This is a genomic window from Curtobacterium flaccumfaciens (assembly GCF_018598405.1).
Lineage (GTDB): Bacteria > Actinomycetota > Actinomycetes > Actinomycetales > Microbacteriaceae > Curtobacterium > Curtobacterium aurantiacum.
This window is the reverse complement of record NZ_JAHEWS010000002.1, coordinates 31,799-50,702: the sequence shown is the minus strand read 5'-3', so window position 1 is coordinate 50,702 and position 18,904 is coordinate 31,799. Positions and strand designations below refer to the sequence as shown.

General features: G+C 71.6%; 18 protein-coding genes and 1 tRNA gene. 3 read left to right on the top strand and 16 right to left on the bottom strand.

What is annotated here, in order from left to right; all coding sequences use genetic code 11:
• Positions 1 to 186 precede the first annotated feature (186 nt).
• The 3 genes from KK097_RS01780 to KK097_RS01770 all read left to right on the top strand — a co-directional run bounded on the left by KK097_RS01780 (position 187) and on the right by KK097_RS01770 (position 3,974).
• Positions 187 to 1,566: an MFS transporter gene (locus KK097_RS01780; protein WP_214543508.1), complete on the top strand. Its 1,380-nt coding sequence runs from the start codon at positions 187 to 189 to the stop codon at positions 1,564 to 1,566.
• A 331-nt stretch (positions 1,567 to 1,897) separates the two neighbouring features.
• Complete coding sequence (locus KK097_RS01775) at positions 1,898 to 2,113, top strand: hypothetical protein (protein WP_092095498.1); 216 nt, start codon at positions 1,898 to 1,900, stop codon at positions 2,111 to 2,113.
• Between the two features lie 7 nt (positions 2,114 to 2,120).
• Complete coding sequence (locus KK097_RS01770) at positions 2,121 to 3,974, top strand: ABC transporter ATP-binding protein (RefSeq protein ID WP_214543507.1); 1,854 nt, start codon at positions 2,121 to 2,123, stop codon at positions 3,972 to 3,974.
• A gap of 70 nt (positions 3,975 to 4,044) precedes the next feature.
• On the opposite strand, the gene KK097_RS01765 is transcribed toward KK097_RS01770, so the two are convergent.
• The 16 genes from KK097_RS01765 to KK097_RS01690 all read right to left on the bottom strand — a co-directional run bounded on the left by KK097_RS01765 (position 4,045) and on the right by KK097_RS01690 (position 18,649).
• The gene (locus KK097_RS01765; RefSeq protein ID WP_439647643.1) at positions 4,045 to 5,586 is read right to left on the bottom strand and encodes an NAD-dependent succinate-semialdehyde dehydrogenase; all 1,542 of its coding nucleotides are present in this window, start codon (positions 5,584 to 5,586) and stop codon (positions 4,045 to 4,047) included.
• Positions 5,583 to 6,203 (bottom strand): isochorismatase family protein, encoded by a 621-nt coding sequence (locus KK097_RS01760; protein WP_214528478.1) that lies wholly within the window; start codon positions 6,201 to 6,203, stop codon positions 5,583 to 5,585. The genes KK097_RS01765 and KK097_RS01760 overlap by 4 nt, the downstream gene beginning before the upstream one ends.
• Before the next feature lie 23 nt (positions 6,204 to 6,226).
• Positions 6,227 to 7,738 (bottom strand): D-alanyl-D-alanine carboxypeptidase/D-alanyl-D-alanine endopeptidase, encoded by a 1,512-nt coding sequence (dacB, locus tag KK097_RS01755; RefSeq protein WP_214543506.1) that lies wholly within the window; start codon positions 7,736 to 7,738, stop codon positions 6,227 to 6,229.
• A gap of 73 nt (positions 7,739 to 7,811) precedes the next feature.
• Positions 7,812 to 8,807, bottom strand: coding sequence for a Gfo/Idh/MocA family protein (locus tag KK097_RS01750; RefSeq protein WP_214543505.1), 996 nt, complete (start codon positions 8,805 to 8,807; stop codon positions 7,812 to 7,814).
• Positions 8,808 to 8,878: 71 nt separating this feature from the next.
• Positions 8,879 to 9,319, bottom strand: coding sequence for a BLUF domain-containing protein (locus tag KK097_RS01745; RefSeq protein WP_214528484.1), 441 nt, complete (start codon positions 9,317 to 9,319; stop codon positions 8,879 to 8,881).
• Between the two features lie 97 nt (positions 9,320 to 9,416).
• Entirely contained in the window at positions 9,417 to 10,214 is a 798-nt protein-coding gene (locus tag KK097_RS01740; RefSeq protein WP_214543504.1) for a glycoside hydrolase family 16 protein, read from the bottom strand.
• Between the two features lie 181 nt (positions 10,215 to 10,395).
• A tRNA-Thr gene (locus KK097_RS01735) sits at positions 10,396 to 10,468 on the bottom strand.
• 44 nt (positions 10,469 to 10,512) lie between these two features.
• Positions 10,513 to 11,148: a TetR/AcrR family transcriptional regulator gene (locus KK097_RS01730; protein ID WP_214543503.1), complete on the bottom strand. Its 636-nt coding sequence runs from the start codon at positions 11,146 to 11,148 to the stop codon at positions 10,513 to 10,515.
• A gap of 25 nt (positions 11,149 to 11,173) precedes the next feature.
• Positions 11,174 to 12,316 carry a DNA polymerase III subunit delta' gene (locus KK097_RS01725; RefSeq protein ID WP_071404998.1) on the bottom strand — a complete coding sequence of 381 codons (1,143 nt, stop codon included), beginning with the start codon at positions 12,314 to 12,316 and terminating at the stop codon, positions 11,174 to 11,176.
• A 25-nt stretch (positions 12,317 to 12,341) separates the two neighbouring features.
• A complete protein-coding gene (tmk, locus tag KK097_RS01720; RefSeq protein WP_214543502.1) occupies positions 12,342 to 12,977 on the bottom strand; it encodes a dTMP kinase in 636 nt (211 codons plus the stop codon).
• Positions 12,974 to 15,796: a type I DNA topoisomerase gene (gene topA / locus KK097_RS01715; protein WP_214543501.1), complete on the bottom strand. Its 2,823-nt coding sequence runs from the start codon at positions 15,794 to 15,796 to the stop codon at positions 12,974 to 12,976. The genes tmk and topA overlap by 4 nt, the downstream gene beginning before the upstream one ends.
• The gene (locus KK097_RS01710; RefSeq protein WP_214543500.1) at positions 15,772 to 16,215 is read right to left on the bottom strand and encodes a hypothetical protein; all 444 of its coding nucleotides are present in this window, start codon (positions 16,213 to 16,215) and stop codon (positions 15,772 to 15,774) included. The genes topA and KK097_RS01710 overlap by 25 nt, the downstream gene beginning before the upstream one ends.
• A gap of 37 nt (positions 16,216 to 16,252) precedes the next feature.
• The gene (locus KK097_RS01705) at positions 16,253 to 16,558 is read right to left on the bottom strand and encodes a TadE/TadG family type IV pilus assembly protein (RefSeq protein ID WP_214543499.1); all 306 of its coding nucleotides are present in this window, start codon (positions 16,556 to 16,558) and stop codon (positions 16,253 to 16,255) included.
• Between the two features lie 10 nt (positions 16,559 to 16,568).
• The gene (locus KK097_RS01700) at positions 16,569 to 16,808 is read right to left on the bottom strand and encodes a DUF4244 domain-containing protein (RefSeq protein ID WP_214543498.1); all 240 of its coding nucleotides are present in this window, start codon (positions 16,806 to 16,808) and stop codon (positions 16,569 to 16,571) included.
• Between the two features lie 84 nt (positions 16,809 to 16,892).
• A complete protein-coding gene (locus KK097_RS18295) occupies positions 16,893 to 17,726 on the bottom strand; it encodes a type II secretion system F family protein (protein WP_214543497.1) in 834 nt (277 codons plus the stop codon).
• Positions 17,723 to 18,649: a TadA family conjugal transfer-associated ATPase gene (locus tag KK097_RS01690; protein ID WP_214543496.1), complete on the bottom strand. Its 927-nt coding sequence runs from the start codon at positions 18,647 to 18,649 to the stop codon at positions 17,723 to 17,725. The genes KK097_RS18295 and KK097_RS01690 overlap by 4 nt, the downstream gene beginning before the upstream one ends.
• Positions 18,650 to 18,904: the final 255 nt, after the last annotated feature.

The window sequence follows — 18,904 nt, the reverse complement described above, 5'->3', positions numbered from 1 at the left end:
CCGACTCTGGGCTGATTCGCAGCCAGGCGACATCTGTCGTATGATCAGGGCTTCCGTCACAAGCGGTCCCCCCTCAGCCGAACGCACCCGATCGGTGCCCGCGCCACCCCGCGCGAACCGATCGGTGTCCGCCGTCCGGATCCCCGTGCTCTCTCCGGAGCACGCACCAGGAGACCCATCCCCGCCATGACCGCCGCCCCGGCACCCGCAACCCCCACCTCCGCTCCGACACCCGCCGGCAACCCGCGCTCGCGCGTCGTCATCGCCAGCCTCGTCGGCACGTCGATCGAGTTCTACGACTTCTACGTCTACGCGACCGCCGCGGTCCTCGTCTTCCCGACGCTGTTCTTCCCGAACGAGGACCCGACGGCCTCGCAGTTGTCCTCGTTCGTCACCTTCGCGCTGGCGTTCTTCGCCCGGCCGATCGGCTCGATCATCTTCGGCCACTTCGGTGACCGCATCGGCCGCAAGACCACCCTCGTCGCGTCGCTGCTCGTGATGGGCACGGCCACGTTCCTGATCGGCTGCCTGCCGACGTTCGACTCGATCGGCATCTGGGCGCCCGTCCTGCTCGCCGTGATGCGATTCGCCCAGGGCGTCGGGCTCGGCGGCGAGTGGTCCGGTGCGGCCCTGCTCGCGACCGAGAACGCGCCGGAGGGCAAGCGCGGCGTGTTCGGCTCGATGCCGCAGCTCGGCGCACCGATCGGCTTCCTGCTGGCCAACGGCCTGTTCATCGCCATCAACGCGGCGATGCCCGCCGGCGCCGACGGCACCCCGAACGCCGACTTCCAGGCCTGGGGCTGGCGCATCCCGTTCCTGCTCTCCGCCGTGCTCGTCATCGTCGGCCTCTACGTGCGCTTCAAGCTCGTCGAGTCGCCGGTGTTCCGCGGTGTGCAGGAGTCCGGCACGGTGGCCAAGGTCCCGCTCGGCCGGGTGTTCCGCACGTCGTGGAAGGCCGTCATCGTCGGCACCTTCGGCATGGTCGCCACCTACGTGCTCTTCTACTTCATGACGACGTTCACCCTGTCGTACGGCACGACCGGTGCCGAGGCAGGCCCGCTCGTGCCGAAGATCGGCCTGGGCTACACGCGTGGCGAGTTCCTGACCCTGCTCATGATCGGCGTCGTGTTCTTCGGCATCTTCACGCCGATCGCCGGCCTGCTCGCCGACAAGTTCGGTCGCCGCAGGACCCTCATCCCGACCACGATCGGCATCGCGCTCTTCGGCCTGACGTTCCAGATCTGGTTCGCCGCGTCGACCGGTCCGATCACGGTCGTGACGTTCCTCATCGTGGGGCTGTCGCTGATGGGGCTGACCTTCGGGCCGATGGGCGCCCTGCTGCCGGAGCTGTTCCCGACCAACGTCCGGTACACCGGCTCGGCGATCGCGTACAACGTCGCGTCGATCCTCGGTGCATCGCTCGCCCCGACGATCGCGTTGGCGCTCTGGCAGCCGGACGGCAACATCTTCCTGGTCGGCCTGTACCTGACGATCGCCGCGGTCGTGACCCTGGTCGCGCTGCTCTTCGTGCGCGAGACGAAGTCGAAGGACATCGCCGACGCCTGATCGGCGACGCATCCGCGGGACGGGCGCACCCCGCTCAGCAGCGACGCGAAGCGTTGCGCGGGGTGCGCCGACCGAGCCTGCGAGGGAGGGGGCCAGCTGGCACCGGGCCTCCCGTCCGTCGTCTGCGTGCCCCACTGCCCAGCGCGAGACGCCGTCGTGTCAGCACGACGCCGCACGCCCGCCGAGACGCCGCCGAATCCGGCGGCGTCTCGCGCGCGTGGCGGCGTCGAACGAAGACGCCGGCGTCTGCGGACCCGATACAGCGCCCCCGGTGCGAGACGCCGTCAACGCAGGTTGACGGATGTCGGTGCGTCAATGTAGGTTGACAGGCATGGACCGACCGACCATCACGAGCCTCGCGGCCGGAGCCTCGGGGGACGACCCGTTCTCCGCACTCGCCAGCGTGCGGGAGCTGCGCCGTGAGCTCGACCGGACCGAAGAGCTCGCTGCGCGACGTGCCCGTAACGCCGGTGCGTCATGGCAGGAGATCGCGACGCTGCTCGGTGTCAGCCGACAGGCAGTGCACAAGAAGTACGGCAGAAACTAGGAGCACGATGAGCTTCCCCTTCGCACGCCCGAAGACCGCCGACGGCCCCCGCGCCACGTTCGGTCGCCTGCTGTCCTACCTGTTCGAGAACAAGCCCGCGATGGTCGTCATCATCGTGCTGAGCGTCCTCGGTGCGGGCGCCTCGCTCGCCCAGCCGCTGCTGGTCAACCAGGTCATCACCGCCGTGCAGCAGGGCAACACGCTCAGCACGCTCGTGTGGCTGCTCGTCGGACTCGTCATCGTCGCCGGTGTCCTGAACGGTGTCCAGCACTTCCTGCTGCAGCGCGCGGGCGAAGGCGTGGTGCTCTCCACGCGACGCAAGCTCATCGCCCGCATCCTCAACCTGCCGATCTCGGAGTTCGACACCCGCCGTACCGGCGACCTGGTGTCCCGCGTCGGCAGCGACACCACGCTCCTCCGTGCCGTCCTGACGCAGGGGCTCATCGAGTCGATCGGCGGGGCGCTCACCTTCATCGGGGCCATCGTGGCGATGGCGGTCATCGACCCGCTGCTGCTCGGCATCGTCATCGTCATCGTCCTCGTCGCCATCGTCGTCGTCGGCGGGCTCAGCCGTCGCATCCGCGTCGCGTCGAAGCGTGCGCAGGAGAAGGTGGGCGACCTCACCGCCGCCGTCGAACGCGGGATCGGCGCGGTCCGCACCATCCGCGCGGCCGGCGCCACCGAGCGCGAGGTGCGCGAGGTCGACGGCCACGCGACCGAGGCCTACGCGCGCGGCCTCGACATCGCCAAGATGTCCGCCTTCGTCGTGCCCGTCGCCAGCATCGTCATGCAGGTCGCGTTCATCGCCGTGCTGGGCGTCGGCGGGGCACAGGTCGCGGCCGGCACCATCACCATCGCGACGCTCATCACGTTCATCCTGCTGCTCTTCATGATGATCATGCCGCTCGGCCAGGCCATGGGTGCAGCGGTGGCCGTCGCCCAGGCGCTCGGCGCGCTCGGCCGGATCGAGGAGATCCTGCACCTGCCGACCGAGTCGCAGGACGACGAGTCGGTCCGGCCCGCCGCGGCGGTCGCCACCGACGACGCCATCGCGTTCGAGCACGTGTCGTTCCGGTACCGCGCCCAGGCGGACGCGTCGGGTGCCGACGGCGCGGTCGCGTCCGACCCCGCGGACCGTCCAGGAGGCCCGGATCACGTCGACGACGAGCGCCCAGCTGACGACGTGGTGCTCCACGACGTGTCGTTCCGGGTGCCCCGCGGCTCACGGGTCGCACTCGTGGGTCCGTCCGGTGCCGGCAAGTCGACGACCCTGGCGCTGATCGAGCGGTTCTACGACCCCACCGACGGCGTCATCCGGCTCGGTGGGATCGACGTCCGCGGGATGGACCGCGACGAGCTCCGCGCCCAGATCGGCTACGTCGAACAGGACGCTCCGGTGCTCGCAGGCACGATCCGCGCCAACCTGCTGCTCGGGTCGCCGAACGCCACCGAGGACGACTGCGTCCGCGTGCTCGAAGCGGTCAACCTCGGCGAGGTCCTGCACCGCGACCCCCGCGGTCTCGACGCGCAGGTCGGCGAGGACGGCGTGATGCTCTCCGGTGGGGAACGGCAGCGCCTGGCCATCGCCCGCGCGCTGCTCGCCGCTCCCCCGATCCTGCTGCTCGACGAGTCGACGTCGTCGCTGGACGGCGTGAACGAGCAGAAGATGCGGCTCGCGATCGACGCCGTCGCCGAGGACCGCACCCTGCTCGTCATCGCTCACCGGCTGTCGACCGTCGTCGACTCCGACGTGATCGTCGTGCTCGAGCACGGCCGGGTCGTCGGCAGCGGCACGCACTCCGAGCTCGTGGAGTCGACGCCGCTCTACCGCGACCTGGCGAAGCACCAGCTGCTCGTGTGAGCGCCGGTACGGCCGCGTGCACCGCGGCCGGACCGACGATCCAGGCTCGGAGTCGGGCTCAGGCTCTGGCTCAGGCGGCGAAGGGGTCCGGCGTGAGCACGTAGACGGTCTCGAGGTACTCCTCGATGCCCTCGTGCGACCCCTCGCGGCCGAGGCCGGAGGACTTCACGCCGCCGAACGGGAACGCCGCATTGGACACGACGCCCGTGTTCAGCCCGAGCATGCCCGTCTCCAGGCGCTCGGCGAGCCGCTGGCCGCGCCGGAAGTCGGTCGTGAAGGCGTAGGCGATGAGGCCGTACTCGGTGTCGTTCGCGAGCCGGACCCCCTCGTCCTCGGTGCGGAACCGCGTCACCGAGGCGACGGGACCGAAGATCTCCGTCGTCAGGATCTCCGAGCCGGGCTGCACGTCGTCGATCACCGTGGGCTCGTAGAACGTGCCCGGCCGGTCCAGCCGGTGTCCACCGGTGACGAGCCGGGCCCCGCGCCCGACCGCGTCGTCGACGAGTGCCGCGGCCTTGTCGACGGCACGGTCGTCGATGAGCGGGCCGAGCGTCGTGCCGTCCTCGGTGCCCCGACCGACGCGCAGCGCCTCGACCCGGGCGGTGAGCGCCGCGACGAACGCGTCGGCGATGCCGTCCTGCACGAAGAAGCGGTTGGCGGCGGTGCAGGCCTCGCCCGTGTTCCGGAACTTGGCGAGCATCGCAGCGTCGACGGCCGTGTCGAGGTCGGCGTCGTCGAAGACGAGAAGCGGGGCGTTGCCGCCGAGCTCCATGCTCGTCTTGAGCACGTTGTCGGCCGCCTGCTTGAGCAGCGCGGAGCCGACCGGGGTCGAACCCGTGAACGTCAGCTTCCGCAGGCGCGGGTCGGCGATGACCGGCTCGGACAGCCCCTTGGCGTCGCTCGACGGGATCACGTTGAGCACGCCGTCCGGCAGCCCGGCACGACGGAACAGCTCGACCAGGAACAGGGTGGTCAGCGGGGTGAGGTCGGCCGGCTTCGCGACGACCGTGCACCCGGCGGCGAGGGCCGGACCGATCTTCCGGGTCGCCATCGCCAGCGGGAAGTTCCACGGCGTGATCGCGTACACCGGGCCGACCGGGCGCTTCAGCACGATCGCGCGGCCGGTGCCCTCGGGGGTCGTGCGGTAGTCGCCGGTGATGCGGACGGCTTCCTCCGAGAACCAGCGGAGGAACTCACCGCCGTAGACGACCTCGCCGCGGGCCTCGGCCAGGGGCTTGCCCATCTCGAGCGACATCAGCGCCGCGAGGTCGTCGGCGTGCTCGTGGACCAGGTCGAACGCACGACGCAGGATGTCGGAGCGCTCGCGTGGTGCCGTCGCCGCCCAGGAGTCCTGCGCCGCGACCGCCGCGTCGAGGGCGGCGATGCCGTCCTCCGGGGTGGCGTCGGCGACCTCCGCCAGGACCTCGCCCGTCGAGGGGTCGCGGACGGCGAAGGTCCCGCCGCTCGACGACGCCCGCCAGGCGCCGCCGATGAACAGGCCGGTGGGGACGCCGTCGACGCGGACGTGGTCGTCCGAGACGGTGGCGACGAGGTCGGCGCTGGCTGCGGCGTCGGCGGTCGTGGTGTCCTCGTTCGTGGTGGTGCTGGTCACAGTCGTGCTCCTCCTGGGTTCGCGAGGCCCTCGTCCATGTCGCTGCGGTCGACGTGGCCGCCGGCCGCCCGGATCTCGTCGAGCGCCCGGGCACTGCGCTCGTCGTCGACGCCGGCCACCAGGTCCTCGTAGACGGCGACGTCGAGGCCAGCGGCACGGGCGTCGAGTGCCGAGGCCCGGACACAGTGGTCGGTCGCGATGCCGACGACGTCGATCGTGTGCACGCGGCGCTCGGCCAGCACCTCGGCGAGCGGGACGCCCGCTTCGGTCGCGGCCTGGAACGCCGAGTAGTCCGGGGTGCCCTGGCCCTTGAGGACGTCGACGTCGATCAGTGCGGTGTCGAGGTCCGGGTGGTAGTCGGCACCGGGTGTGCCGGCGACGCAGTGCACCGGCCAGGTGTCGACGAAGTCGGGCCCGTCGGGTCCGGCGAAGTGTCCGCCGTTGTCGTCGTCGCCGTGGTGCCAGTCTCGAGACGCCACGATCAGGTCGTACTCGTCCCCGTGCCGACCGAGGAACGCGGTGATGCGCTCCGCGAGCGCCGCTCCCCCGGCGACCGCGAGCGCACCGCCCTCGGTGAAGTCGTTCTGGACGTCCACGACGAGCAGTGCTCTTGCCATGGGTCCATCCAACACCCGTCGGCTCAGGAGCCGGTGAGCTTGCTCCCGCACGAGTAGGTCGCGGCGGTCACCGCGTCGAGCGCCGGAAGTGCCGCTGCACGCGGCGAACCGATGGCGTAGAAGGCGAAGGTCAACCGGGAGCCGTCGGCCGCGTCGATGTAGCCACCGAGGGTGTTCGCGCTGTCGATCCAGCCGGTCTTCGCGTGCACCTTGCCGCGGGCCACGGCGTTCGCCCCCGTGAACCGGCTGGCCAGGGTGCCGGACTGCCCCGACACGGGCAGGGCGTTCGCGAGCGTCCCCAGGCCCTTCGCGCCGCTGGCGACCTGCACCATGAGGTGGGCGACGAACTCCGGCGAGACGGCGTTCGCAGCGCTCTCGCCGGACCCGTCCTTGATCACGATGCCGGACGGGTCCACACCGTACGAGCGCAGCGACGACTGGTACACGGACGTGAGGGACGCCGCCGAGCCGTTCGACCCGGACTCCTTCGACGACACCCGGGCGAGCATCTCGGCCAGGGTGTTGTCCGAGTTCGGGATCATCTGCCCGATGAGCGTCGAGACCGGCTGCGAGGACACCGTCGCGATGGTCTCGGTCCCCGTGGTCGCACGCTTCACGATCTGCGCGGAGCCGGCACCCGCGACGCCCGCGTTCGCCAGTGCCGTGCGGAACGCGATTCCGGCGCGGCCGACCGGGTCCTCAGACCGGGGCGACGTCGCCGCTGCGGGGTTCGCGCGGTCCCCGTCGACCATGAGCGCGGTGACCTCCGGCTGGTACCCGATGGTCCGCTCGGACACGGGCCAGGTGGGGTCCCAGGCGTCGGCGTCGCTCCAGTAGGAGTCGTCGGTCACGATCGTGGTGACCGGGGTGTCCCCGACCTTCGCCTTCACCTGCTGCGCCAGCTGGGCGAGCGTCGGTGCGCCCGGGTAGACCGTGCCACCGCCGGCGGACAGGGTCGCGTCGCCGTGGCCGACCAGGGCGACGGTGTTCGCCGATTCACGCGCGACGGTCGTCGGGATGCGGTGGTCCCCGCCCAGCACCGAGAGCGCTGTCGCCGAGGTGAGGGTCTTCATGACGCTGCCGGTCTGGGCGGCCCGCTCGCCGTGCTTCGAGAACAGGACCTTGCCCGTCTTCGCGTCCATCACGTACCCCTCGAAGTCGCCGAGGCCGCTCGCCGAGGCGGCCGTCGCGATCGAGCAGGTCCGGAGCGCGGACGGGCCGGCCAGGTCCTCCGGCACCGCGCGGGCATCGGCCGACGGTGACGGGGACGGCTTCGTGGCCGGGCGTTTCGTCGTGGTCGCCCGGTCCGGCGACGTCGAGGCGCTCCGGGTCGGCGTCGGTGCGGCGGCCGCGCGGGTGTCGGGTGTGGTGGCCGCGGCGACCGCGACCGCACCGCCGGAACCGACCACGAGGAGGGCCGCGAGGCCGCCGGCGATCCACGGCACCGGTCGCCGCGCAGCCGACGCGCGCGCCGCACCGACGGCGGCGCGGAGTCGCTCGTGCACGGAACGGGGGGTGGGCTGCGGCTCGGACATCGCGACCGATCCTACGGAACTGCGGCAGGTGCCTCCAGGCCGGATCGGTGATCCGCGGAGGACGTGCCTCGGATCAGGGAGTCGTGGCGGGACCGTCGGCCGGGTACCGGACACCGACCTGACGACGGGCTTCGTCCATGACGCCCATGACCGCGACGGTCTCGTCCGGGTCCATCGGACCGCCGTCGTGGCGGCCCGACGTGATCATCGACTCGAAGGCACGGGCCTCGTGCCCGTAGCCGGCGAGTTCCTCACGGCCGTCGAACTCCTCGACCACGGCGCCGTCACGGTCGCGGATCCGCCAGGTCGTCGGCGTGTACCACGTGTCGTCGAGGTCGATCCGCCCGGTCTCGCCGATGATCGAGGCGGTGTTGGGACTGCGAAGGTCCATCCCGAAGTGGATCATCGACTGGGCGCCGCCCTCGTGCGTCATGACCAGGCCCATCTGCTCGTCGACGCCCTGCTCGCTCAGCGTGCCCGCCGCCACGAGGGAGGTCGGGACCCCGAGCACGTCCACCGCGAAGGACACCGGGTAGACCCCGAGGTCGAGCATCGCTCCCCCGCCCAGCGCCGGGTCGCGCAGCCGGTGGCCCGGGTCCGTCGGCAAGGCTTGGTGGTGCGTCGCCTCGACGACCACCGGGCGGCCGATGCGGCCCTCGGCGACGACCTCTCGGATCATCGCCATCTGCGGCAGGAAGCGCGTCCACATCGCCTCCATCACCGCGACGCCCGCTCGTCGAGCGGCGTCGACGACCGTGCGGGCCTCGTGGGCGGTCATCGTGAACGCCTTCTCGACGAGGACGTGCTTGCCGGCCCGGATGGCGAGCAGGGCGTCCTCGGCGTGGCGGACGTGCGGGGTCGCGACGTACACCGCGTCGACCTGGTCATCCGCCACGAGGTCCTCGTAGGAGCCGTGCGCGCGATCGATGCCGAACTCGGCGGCGAAGGCCTCGGCGTGCTCGCGGGTGCGACTCCCCACGGCGGTGAACGCGATGCCCGCTGCAGTGCAGTCGCCCACGAAGGACCGTGCGATGCCGCCTGTGCCGATGACTCCCCAGCGAACCGTCATGGGTCCTGTCTACCAGCGACGGGGTGGCTGCGGTGCTGGCTGTGCGGTGCGGTGCTGTGCTGTGCTGTCCGTCAGCGGCGGTGCTTGCCGAGTGCTGCGTCGGGGGCGGCCATCGGGTGGTTCCGGAACCAGCGCAGGAGCTCGCGTGCGCGGCTGGTGTCTCCGCTCGCGTCACCTTCGGCCAGGAACGAGTCGAACCCGTCGGGGAGCTCCGCGTCCGCCTCGCGGTGGAACGCCATCTTCCACTCACCGAAGCGCGGCGTGTGGATGCGCTCCTCGACCAGCAGGCCGACGTCGGTGTGCCGCGGGTCGTCGATGATGCGCTGGTACGTCTCGAGGACGGCCGCCTCGGGGCCCTCGAGCAGCTGCATGAACCGGCCGTCCTTGTACACGAGCAGGCCGGACAGGCCGGACGCGGCGTTGCGGACCCGTGCGTGCTCGAGCAGTGCGTCGAGCCGCTCCTGGTCGAACACCTGGTTCGCCGCGCTCATGTAGACCAGGGACAGCAGCATGACGACCTCTCGGAGACGACGGATTGGGCTCGCTTCTCATCGTGGCCCGAGCATGGGACGTCGGGCAGCCCCAGAACGGGGAACGGTGGGCTTCGGGTCACTCCGCGTCGTACGTGCGGACCCAGTCGATCTGGACGTGCCCCGGGTCGCCCCAGTTGCCGATCTGGAACATGTAGCGGTGCGGGGTCGTCGGCACGTTCCGCGGCACCGTGAACACGAGCTCGCCGTCGAGGTAGTACCGGATGATCTCCCCCGGCACCCACTCCGTCGTGTAGGTGTGCCAGTCGTTCCAGGACACCCGGGTGTTGTAGTGCTCGGTGCGGCGTTCGAGGCCCTGCAGCATCGAGTGGTGGAAGACGCGTGGTGACCCGTCGAACTGGCCCTCCGGGTAGTTCAGCTCGCCGTCGGCCCAGGCGTTCGACGTCGGCCAGAGCATCACCGCGATCCCGTTGCCGTCGCCCCCGGTCGCCCGCGCCCGGATGCTGAAGGTGCCGCCGACGTGCGACCACGCGTCGGCGGGTGTGCCGAACGTGCCCGCTGCGCCGTGCTCACCGTCCATCGCGACGTCCAGGAAGCCGTCGTGCGCACTGATGAGCTTGTCCGAGTAGTACTTGCCGCCGGTCCCGTCCGGGTACGGCTGCCAGGAGTTCCGGTACGTCTCGGCGAAGGGACCACCGGCAGCGGCGGGGGTGTCGAAGTCCTCGGCGAACGTCGGCGTACGGTCCGCCAGGTACGCCGGGCCGGTCGGGGACCCCGTCGGGGTCGTGGACGAACGGGTGCCGGGTGACGAGGTCGACGCGGACGTCGCGCGCGACTCGGGCACGGCCGCAGCGGTCACCGCGAGGGCTCCGGCCGTGGCGGCGACCACGACGACGACCAGCACGCGCTTCAGCACGGCGACGCCGCCGGTGGCGCGATGGACTGGTGGTCGGTCATGGTGTCCCCCGTATCGCGGACAAGGCTAGCCCGCGTCGGCGCCGGACGTCTGTCCCTCGGGCGAGGGACACGGGATTCGTCCAGAATACGAAAACCCCGGTCAGGGCCACTTCGAGTGGCTCTGACCGGGGTGTTGACGGAGCCGCCTGTCGGAATCGAACCGACGACCTATTCATTACGAGTGAATCGCTCTACCGACTGAGCTAAGGCGGCGCACACTCCATGTCCGGAGCGGCACGAGCAATGACTATACAGGCTCAGACGAGTGAACGCGAAACCAGCACGCCGAGCTCCGTGAAGGACCGCTCGAGCTCGTCGACGAGGTGTGTCCCGGCTTCGGAGCCCGACCACTCCCACCAGGCGTGCCGCAGCGCGGCGAGGGCGACGATGGCCGCGAGACCCGCCCGACGACGGAGCGCCTCGGGGTCGGTCGCGAGCTCCGGGTCGGCACCTTCGAGCCGCCGGGTGACGGCGGTCTGCAGCTCCGCCTGGAACTCCTTCATCGACGCCATCCGACGGCTGAACAGTTCCGGGTTCGCGCGGAGCACCTGCTGCCGCTCCTCGATCAGGCCGCGTTCCTCGATGAGTTCGCGTGTGGAGTGCACGAGCAGCGTCCCGATGTCCGCGAGCAGGTCGCCGCTCGGCCCGCCGTCGACGAACGCCTGCAGCGCCGCGTCGTCCGACAGCTGCGGGTCATCGCCGAGGATCGCCTGTTCCTTGCTCGGGAAGTAGTTGAAGAAGGTCCGGGGTGACACGTCGGCACGGCGGGAGATCTCGTCCACCGTGACCGCGCCGAGGCCGTCCTCGATGGCGATCCGGAGCGCAGCCTGCTGGATGGCGCGGCGGGTGGCGCGGCGCTTCCGTTCGCGCAGGCCGGGTTCAGCGTCGGGCATGCCGTGATTGTCGCACGCCGGGCCGTCAGCGGCGGGCGCGGGCGATCGTGACGAGCAGCGCCTCGAGTGCCAGCAGCGCCGCCACGTTCGCCGCGATCCGCTGGCGTGCCAGGGCCACCGCATCCAGGACCTCGAGCGCAGCAGCGGGCGGGGTCGTCGGCAGCGCGTGCTCGAGCTGGTCTTGCATCGCGAGGTTCACCGGTTCGGCCGGGGCACCGAGGCCGAGCAGGAGCAGGTCACGGTAGAGCGAGGAGACGTCCACCAGGATGCGGTCGAGACCGTCGCGCAGGCTGCGGGTCGCGCGACGTTTCTGATCGTCTTCGAGGGCGCGGAGCTGCGATCGGAGCGCCGGCGGGATCGTCCCCCCGGGCTCGACGCCGAGTGAGCGCAGGGCGGCGTCGCGTTCCTCGGAATCGCGCTGTTCGGTGATGGACTTGGCGTCCTCGTCGGCGACGGCGAGCAGCTCGGCGGCGGCCATCACGGCGTCGCCGACGCTCCGGACCCCGAGCACGGTCGTCAGGGTCCGGCGACGACGATCGCGGGCCGGTTCGCTCGTCGCGAGGCGCTGCGCCATGCCGATGTGGCTCTGCGCCTGGCGGGCGGCGTCCATCGCGAGGGCGCGGTCGACCCCGGTGCGGGCCACGAGCAGATCGGCCACGGACTCGATGCCGGGCACACGCAGACGGACCGAGCGGACGCGCGACCGGATCGTCGGCAGCAGGTCGGCCTCACTCGGGGCGCACAGGATCCACACGGTGCGCTCCGGGGGTTCCTCGAGCGCCTTGAGCAGCAGGTTCGACGTGCGCTCGGTCATGCGGTCGGCGTCCTCGATGATGACGACGCGGTAGCGCCCGACCGAGGGCGAGTAGTACGACGACGTGACGAGCTGCCGGATCTCGTCGATCGTGATGATCACGCGCTGGGTCGTGAGCACCGAGACGTCGGGGTGGGTCTTCGCGGTGATCTGCCGCAGGGTGTGGTCGTCGTCGGGGCCGTTGCCCACGAGCGCCGCGGCGAAGGCGGTCGCCACGTTCGACCGCCCTGATCCGGGCGGACCGGTGATGAGCCATGAGTGGGTCATGCCGCCGGTGCCGTCGGTGGACTCGGCGGCGTTCCGCAGCGATGCGACCGCTTCTTCCTGCCCGGTCAGGCCGTCCCACACGCTCACGGGATCATCCTGTCAGTGACCACCGTCATGCCACGTCGATCGCGACGAGCGGTGCGACCGCTGCACGGACGGCACGCTGCACGGCGTCGGTCGGGGCTGATGCGTCCACGACGAGGAAGCGCGACGGTTCGGCATCCGCCATCGCGAGGAAGGCCTGACGGACGGATTCGTGGAACCCCTCGGCCTCGGACTCGAGGCGGTCGAAGGTGTCCCCGCGTGCCGCTGCCACCCGAGCGCGCCCGATGGTGACGTCGAGATCGAGCAGGACCGTGAGGTCCGGCACGAGACCGTCGGCCGCCCACTCCGACACGGAGCGGACCTGCTCGGCGCCGAGCCCGCGCGCGACGCCCTGGTAGGCCACCGACGAGTCGATGTAACGGTCCTGCAGGACGACCTCGCCGCGGGCGATCGCCGGTCGGACGACCGTCTCGACGTGCTGGGCGCGGTCCGCCGCGTAGAGCAGGGCCTCGGCGCGGGGTGCGACGTGGCCACGCTCGTGCAGGACCATCTCGCGGATCCGGACGCCGAGGTCCGTGCCACCGGGCTCGCGGGTCCGCAGTACCGTGCGGCCGTGCTCGGCGAGCCACGCCGAGAGCAGCTCCGCCTGGGTGGTCTTGCCCGCGCCGTCGCCGCCCTCGAGCGTGATGAAGCGACCGGTCACTTCTTCTTGGCCGCCGTCCGACGTGCCGGGGTCTTCTTCTTGACCGGCCCCTTGGCACGCTTGTCCGCGATGAGCTGGACGGCACGGGCGTGGTCGACCGCCTCGACGTCCTCGCCCTTCGGGATGGTCGCGTTCGTCTCGCCGTCGGTGACGTACGGGCCGAACCGGCCGTCCTTCATCTTGATCGGCTTGCCGGACACCGGATCGGCTTCGAACTCCTTGAGCGCGGTGCTCGCGGTGCGGTTGCCGCCGTACTTCGGCTGGGCGAACAGTTCGAGGGCACCGGGCAGGTCGATGTCGAAGATCGCGTCCTCGCCGGGCAGTGTCCGGGTGTCCGTCCCCTTCTTCAGGTAGGGGCCGTACCGCCCGTTCTGCGCCGTGATGTCGTTGCCCGTCTCCGGGTCCTGACCGACCACGCGGGGCAGGTCGAGGAGCTTCAGCGCGGTCTCGAGGTCGACGGTCTGCGGGTCCATCGACTTGAAGAGCGAGGCGGTACGTTCCTTCGGCGCCGCGGCCTTCTTCGTCGTCTTCTTCGCGGGTGCCTTCTTCGCCGGGGCCTTCTTGCCCGTCGCGGTCTGGGCAGTCGCCTCGGCCGCGGGGGCCTCGGTCACCGCTGCCTCGGCAGCCGCGGCGGGTGCCTCGACGACCTCGCCGGTCTTCGGGTCCACCGTGGACTCCGGCTCCGGGGTGCGCTCGGTGACGTAGGGGCCGAAACGGCCGTCCTTCGCCAGGACCTCTTTCCCGGTCTCCGGGTTGATCCCGACGACACGGTCGCCGATCACGGGGGCGTCGACGAGTTCCTTGGCCTTCTCGACGGTCAGTTCGTCGGGAGCGAGGTCCTCCGGCACGTTGACCCGGCGCGGCTTCTCGGGGTCGTCGCTCGGTACCTCGATGTAGGGGCCGTACCGACCGATCCGGAGGGTGAGCCCCGGAGCGAGTTCGACCGAGTTGATCTCGCGGGCGTCGATCTCACCGAGGTTGTCGATGACGGTCCGCAGGCCGCGCTGGTCGTCGTCGCCGCCACCGAAGTAGAAACCCTTGAGCCAGTCCACCCGGTCGGCGTCGCCGCGCGCGATGCGGTCGAGGTCTTCTTCCATCTCGGCCGTGAAGTCGTACTCCACGAGCTCGCCGAAGTACTCCTCGAGCAGACGCACCACGCTGAAGGCGATCCAGTTCGGCACGAGCTGCGTGCCACGGAGCGAGACGTACCCGCGGTCGATGATCGTCGGGCTGATCGTGGGGTAGGTGGACGGGCGCCCGATCCCCAGCTCTTCGAGCGTCTTGATCAGGCTCGCCTCGGTGAAGCGTGGCGGCGGGGTGGTGTCGTGCCCCTTCGCTTCGACATCGGTGACCGCGAGGTGCTCGCCCGCGGACACGTTCGGCAGGGCGACGTCCTGGCCGGCCCGCTCGGACGACTCGTGGCGGTCCTCGTCGCGACCTTCTTCGTAGGCGCTGAGGAAGCCGCGGAACGTGATGACCGTGCCGGATGCGGTGAACTCGGCGTCGGTGCCGTTCGCGGTCGAAGCGATGCCCTCGACCGACTCGGTGGAGGAGATACCGAGCACGATCGACGCGGTCGAACCCTTGGCGTCCGCCATCTGGGACGCGATGGTGCGCTTCCAGATGAGGTCGTACAGGCGCCACTCGACACCGGTCAGGGTGCCCTGGAGCTGCTGCGGGGTGCGGAAGGAGTCGCCGGCGGGTCGGATCGCCTCGTGCGCTTCCTGTGCGTTCTTGCTCTTGCTCGCGTACAGCCGGGGCTTGTCGGGCACCGTGGCCGAGCCGTAGAGGTCGGCCGCCTGCTTGCGCGCCGCGTCGATCGCCTGCTTCGAGAGCGAGACGGAGTCGGTACGGATGTAGGTGATGTAGCCGTTCTCGTACAGGGTCTGCGCGGCACGGGCGGTCTGTCGCGGCGACAGACGGAGCTTGCGTGCGGCTTCCTGCTGGAGCGTCGACGTGGTGAACGGGGCTGCCGGACGCCGCGTGTACGGCTTCGAGTCGACGCTGCGGACCGTGGCGTCCCCGGCGCGCTCGAGGACGGTCGTGAGCGATGCGGCAGCCGCCTGGTCGAGACGGACGACGTCACCGCTCAGCGTGCCGCGGTCGTCGAAGTCACGCCCCGACGCGACGCGGGTGCCGTGGATCCGGGCGAGTCGCGCGGAGAAGGAGGACTCGCCGGCCTTCTCGAACCGGGCGGAGAGGTCCCAGTAGTTGGCGGACACGAACGCCAGGCGCTCGCGCTCACGGTCGACGACCAGACGGGTCGCGGCGGACTGCACGCGGCCGGCGGACAGGCCCGGTGCGACCTTGCGCCACAGGACCGGCGAGACCTCGTACCCGTAGAGACGGTCGAGGATGCGGCGGGTCTCCTGCGCGTCGACGAGGGCGGTGTCGAGCTCACGGGTGGCTTCCTGCGCGCGCTGGATCGCCTCCTTCGTGATCTCGTGGAAGACCATCCGCTTGACGGGGACCTTCGGCTTCAGGACCTGGAGCAGGTGCCACGCGATCGCTTCACCCTCGCGGTCTTCATCTGTTGCGAGGTAGAGCTCGTCGGCGTCCTTCAGGGCGCGCTTGAGCTCGGAGACGGTCTTCTTCTTGGCGTCGGACACGACGTAGTACGGCTCGAAGCCGTTGTCGACGTCCACCGAGAACTTGCCGAGGGAGCCCTTCTTGAGCTCGGCCGGCAGGTTCTTCGGCTCGACGAGGTCGCGGATGTGTCCGACCGAGGCCTGGACTTCGTATCCGTCACCGAGGTATTGCGCGATCGTCTTCGCCTTCGCGGGGCTCTCGACGATCACGAGCTTCTTCGTGCCTGGCACGTGTCTCCTTGATCGATGGTGCTGATCGGCCCTGTCCACGAGCGTGTCCGGGTCGACCGGGACATCGGTGACCGCGGGCCGACAGGCACACCATACACATAGTGTTCGGGCGGCTCGCCTGCCGGACCGGCCACCGCGAGGGCGCCGGCGGCGAACGGGCCGGTGCCCACGACCACGCGGACCCGGGCCGTGGTGGTGACGAGTTCGCAGGCGTCGAGGGTGGCCCCGTTCGCCGTGGCGATGCGGGTGGCGACCGCGCAGGGCTCCCCCGCCACCAGCCCGGTGGCGGCCGCCGCCGTGCCCACGGCGACCGCGTCGGCGGCACCCTGGGCGCGCAGTGCCTGCGTGCGGTGAGCGGCTGCGGCGAGCGCCGAGGTCCCGACGAGGACACCCACACCGAGGACCGCCACGAGCAGCACGGTCGCCGATCCCCGTTGGTCCCCGAGGCCCGCCACCTCAGCCGCCCCGACTCGCGGCGCACCCCGTCGCGTGCAACGGCACCGCCGCGAACGGACCGGTCCCGCCGCGCGTGGCGTCGACGCACACCAGGTCCTCGGTGGCACGGACGACGACCGAGACCCCCGGGACGATCCGTTCGGCCGCGGCGCGCCCCCGGGCCTCGTCGTCGCGTCCGATCGCCCGGGCCGCGGTGGCTGCGGCGAGCTGCAGGCGGCCCTGCGTGTCGACGACGAGCACCGCCGCGACGAGCGCGGTCAGCACGAGTGCCACAACGGGGAGCGCCACCGCGAACTCGACCGTCACGGAGCCGCGTTCACAGCGAGAGCGCGCCACGGACGAGGTCGGTCAGGATGGTCTGGACCTCGCCGGAGCGCATGACCGCGACGAGCACACCGGCGAAGGCCACGGCGGCGAGGATGACGACCGCGTACTCGGCGGTCGCCGAGCCCCGGTCGTCGCGGAGTCGGGACCGCAACCGCGCGACGGTGTGACGACGGCGACCGGGTCGGGTGGACTGGCCGGGGCGGCGGGTGGGAGGAGACGTGGTGCTCATGGAGTCCGTCCTTTCTGTTCGGTGGGACCAGCCTGTCCGGGCTGCGGTCGCGGTCGCGGTGTCGCGGCGGCATCTGTGGAGAGGTCACCCGGCTCCGCCCACCGTGGAGGAGAGGACCCCCACCACCACGGGCACCACCCCCACGAGCACGAACGCCGGCAGGACGCAGACCCCGAGTGGCAGCACCAGTCGGACGGCCAGTCGTTCCGCCGCCACGAGCCCCTCCGCGGCCGCCTCGTCACGGACGTCCTCGGCGGCACGTCGGAGCAGCCCGGCGGCGGGGACACCGGCGCGTCGGGCCAGGTCGAGCACCTCACGCAGCCGGTCCAGGTCACCCGTCGGCGGAACGACACCCGCGGAGGCCTCGGCGACGGCGTGCCCCGCGGTGCTCCAGGGCCCGCCTCCGGCGACGGCCACGGCCCAGGCATCGAGGAGCACCCCGGGGACCCGTCCGTCCGGCGTCGCGGAGCGGACCAGACGCGCCGTCCACTGCCGTCCGGCGAACACGAGGGCAGCAGCTGCCGCGGTGCAGGTCCAGCCGGCGAGCGAACCGACGAGGACCTCGACGGCGCCGGCGCCCCAGGCCGCTCCGAGGCCCAGCCCGAAGAGCGGCAGCGCGAGCACGACCCGTGCGCTCGTCCGCGGTCCGGCCAGGGCGACCTGGATCGCCCGGTCCGAGGCGGCGGCGCTGCGGAGCGCACCGGCCAGCCCGCGGAGGGTCTCCGCGACGGGCGCCCCGGTGCGGTCCGCGACGCGGAGGACCACGGCGATGTCGTGCTGAGCGGGCCCGCCGACCCCGGGTAGTCCGCCGACGAGCCGCCATGCTCGCGGCGGCGGGACGCCCGCCGCGACCAGCGTCGCCACCCGGTCGAGCGCCCGGGCAACCCGCGCCGGGCCGTCGGGTCCGTGTCTGTTCACCGTAGCCCGTCCACCGGGCGCACCTCGAGCCTCCCGTCCGGGGCGACGCGCAACGTCCCCACACCACCGAGCCGCCGCTGTCCTGCTCGGCGTTCCACGTGCAGGACGAGGTCGAAGGCGCTGACGGCCTGTCTGGCGAGCGCCTCGGCCCCGAGTCCGGCGAGCGCTCCGAGCGCTTCGAGCCGGGCTGCCACGTCGGCGATGCCGTTGGCGTGCACGGTGCCCGCTCCGCCGTCGTGCCCGGTGTTCAGGGCCGACAGGAGTTCGCGGACCTCGGCGCCGCGGCACTCCCCCACCGCGATCCGGTCCGGTCGCATGCGCAACGCCTCGCGCACGAGCCGGTCGAGGCCGAGCGCGCCGACCCCCTCGGCGTTCGCCTGCCGTGCCTCGAGCGCGACGACGTGCGGATGGGCGATCCGGAGTTCGGCGACGTCCTCGACGGTCACGATCCGCTCGTCGACGGGCACGCTCCCGAGCATCGCCGCGAGCAGGGTGGTCTTGCCGCTGCCCGTCGCCCCGGTGACCAGGACGTTCCGACGTGCGGCGACGGCGTCCTCGACGACCGACCGCGGGACGAACGCGAAGGTCCCGCCGCGTTCGAGGGCGGCGAGCGTCGGTCGCTGCGCCTGCGGCAGGCGGATCGACACGGCGGTGCCGGAGACGGACACCGGGGCGAGCACGACGTGGACGCGGACGCCGTCGCCGTGCCGCACGTCCGCGCAGGGTGTGGTCTCGTCGACGTGGCGGCCACCGAGCGCGACGAGGCGGGTCGCGAGTTCCCGCGCACGCGCCTCGGTCAGGCGGGGCTGCACCGCTTCGAGTCCGGCCCCGCGGTCGACCCAGGTCCCGACGCCCCCGAGCACGAGGACGTCCGTCACGGCGGCGTCCGTCACCAGGGCGGCGAGCTCCTCGAACTCGACCACGACGGCGGGCCGGCGACGAGCCGGGGGTGCGACCCCGGGGAGGAAGGGCGGCGACGGAGCACGCGTCCGCCCCGGCGCGGAGACCGCAGGAGACGCGGACGAGGACGAGGACGAGGAGGATGCTGCGGACGACGGACGGGGAAGCGGAGGAGCACGGTGCAGGGGCATGCCGCCGACGGTAGGGAGCGCACCACCGCGCTGATCGGACGGTCCTCACATCTGTGGACAACGCAGGAGCGCTCGACCAACGGGCCG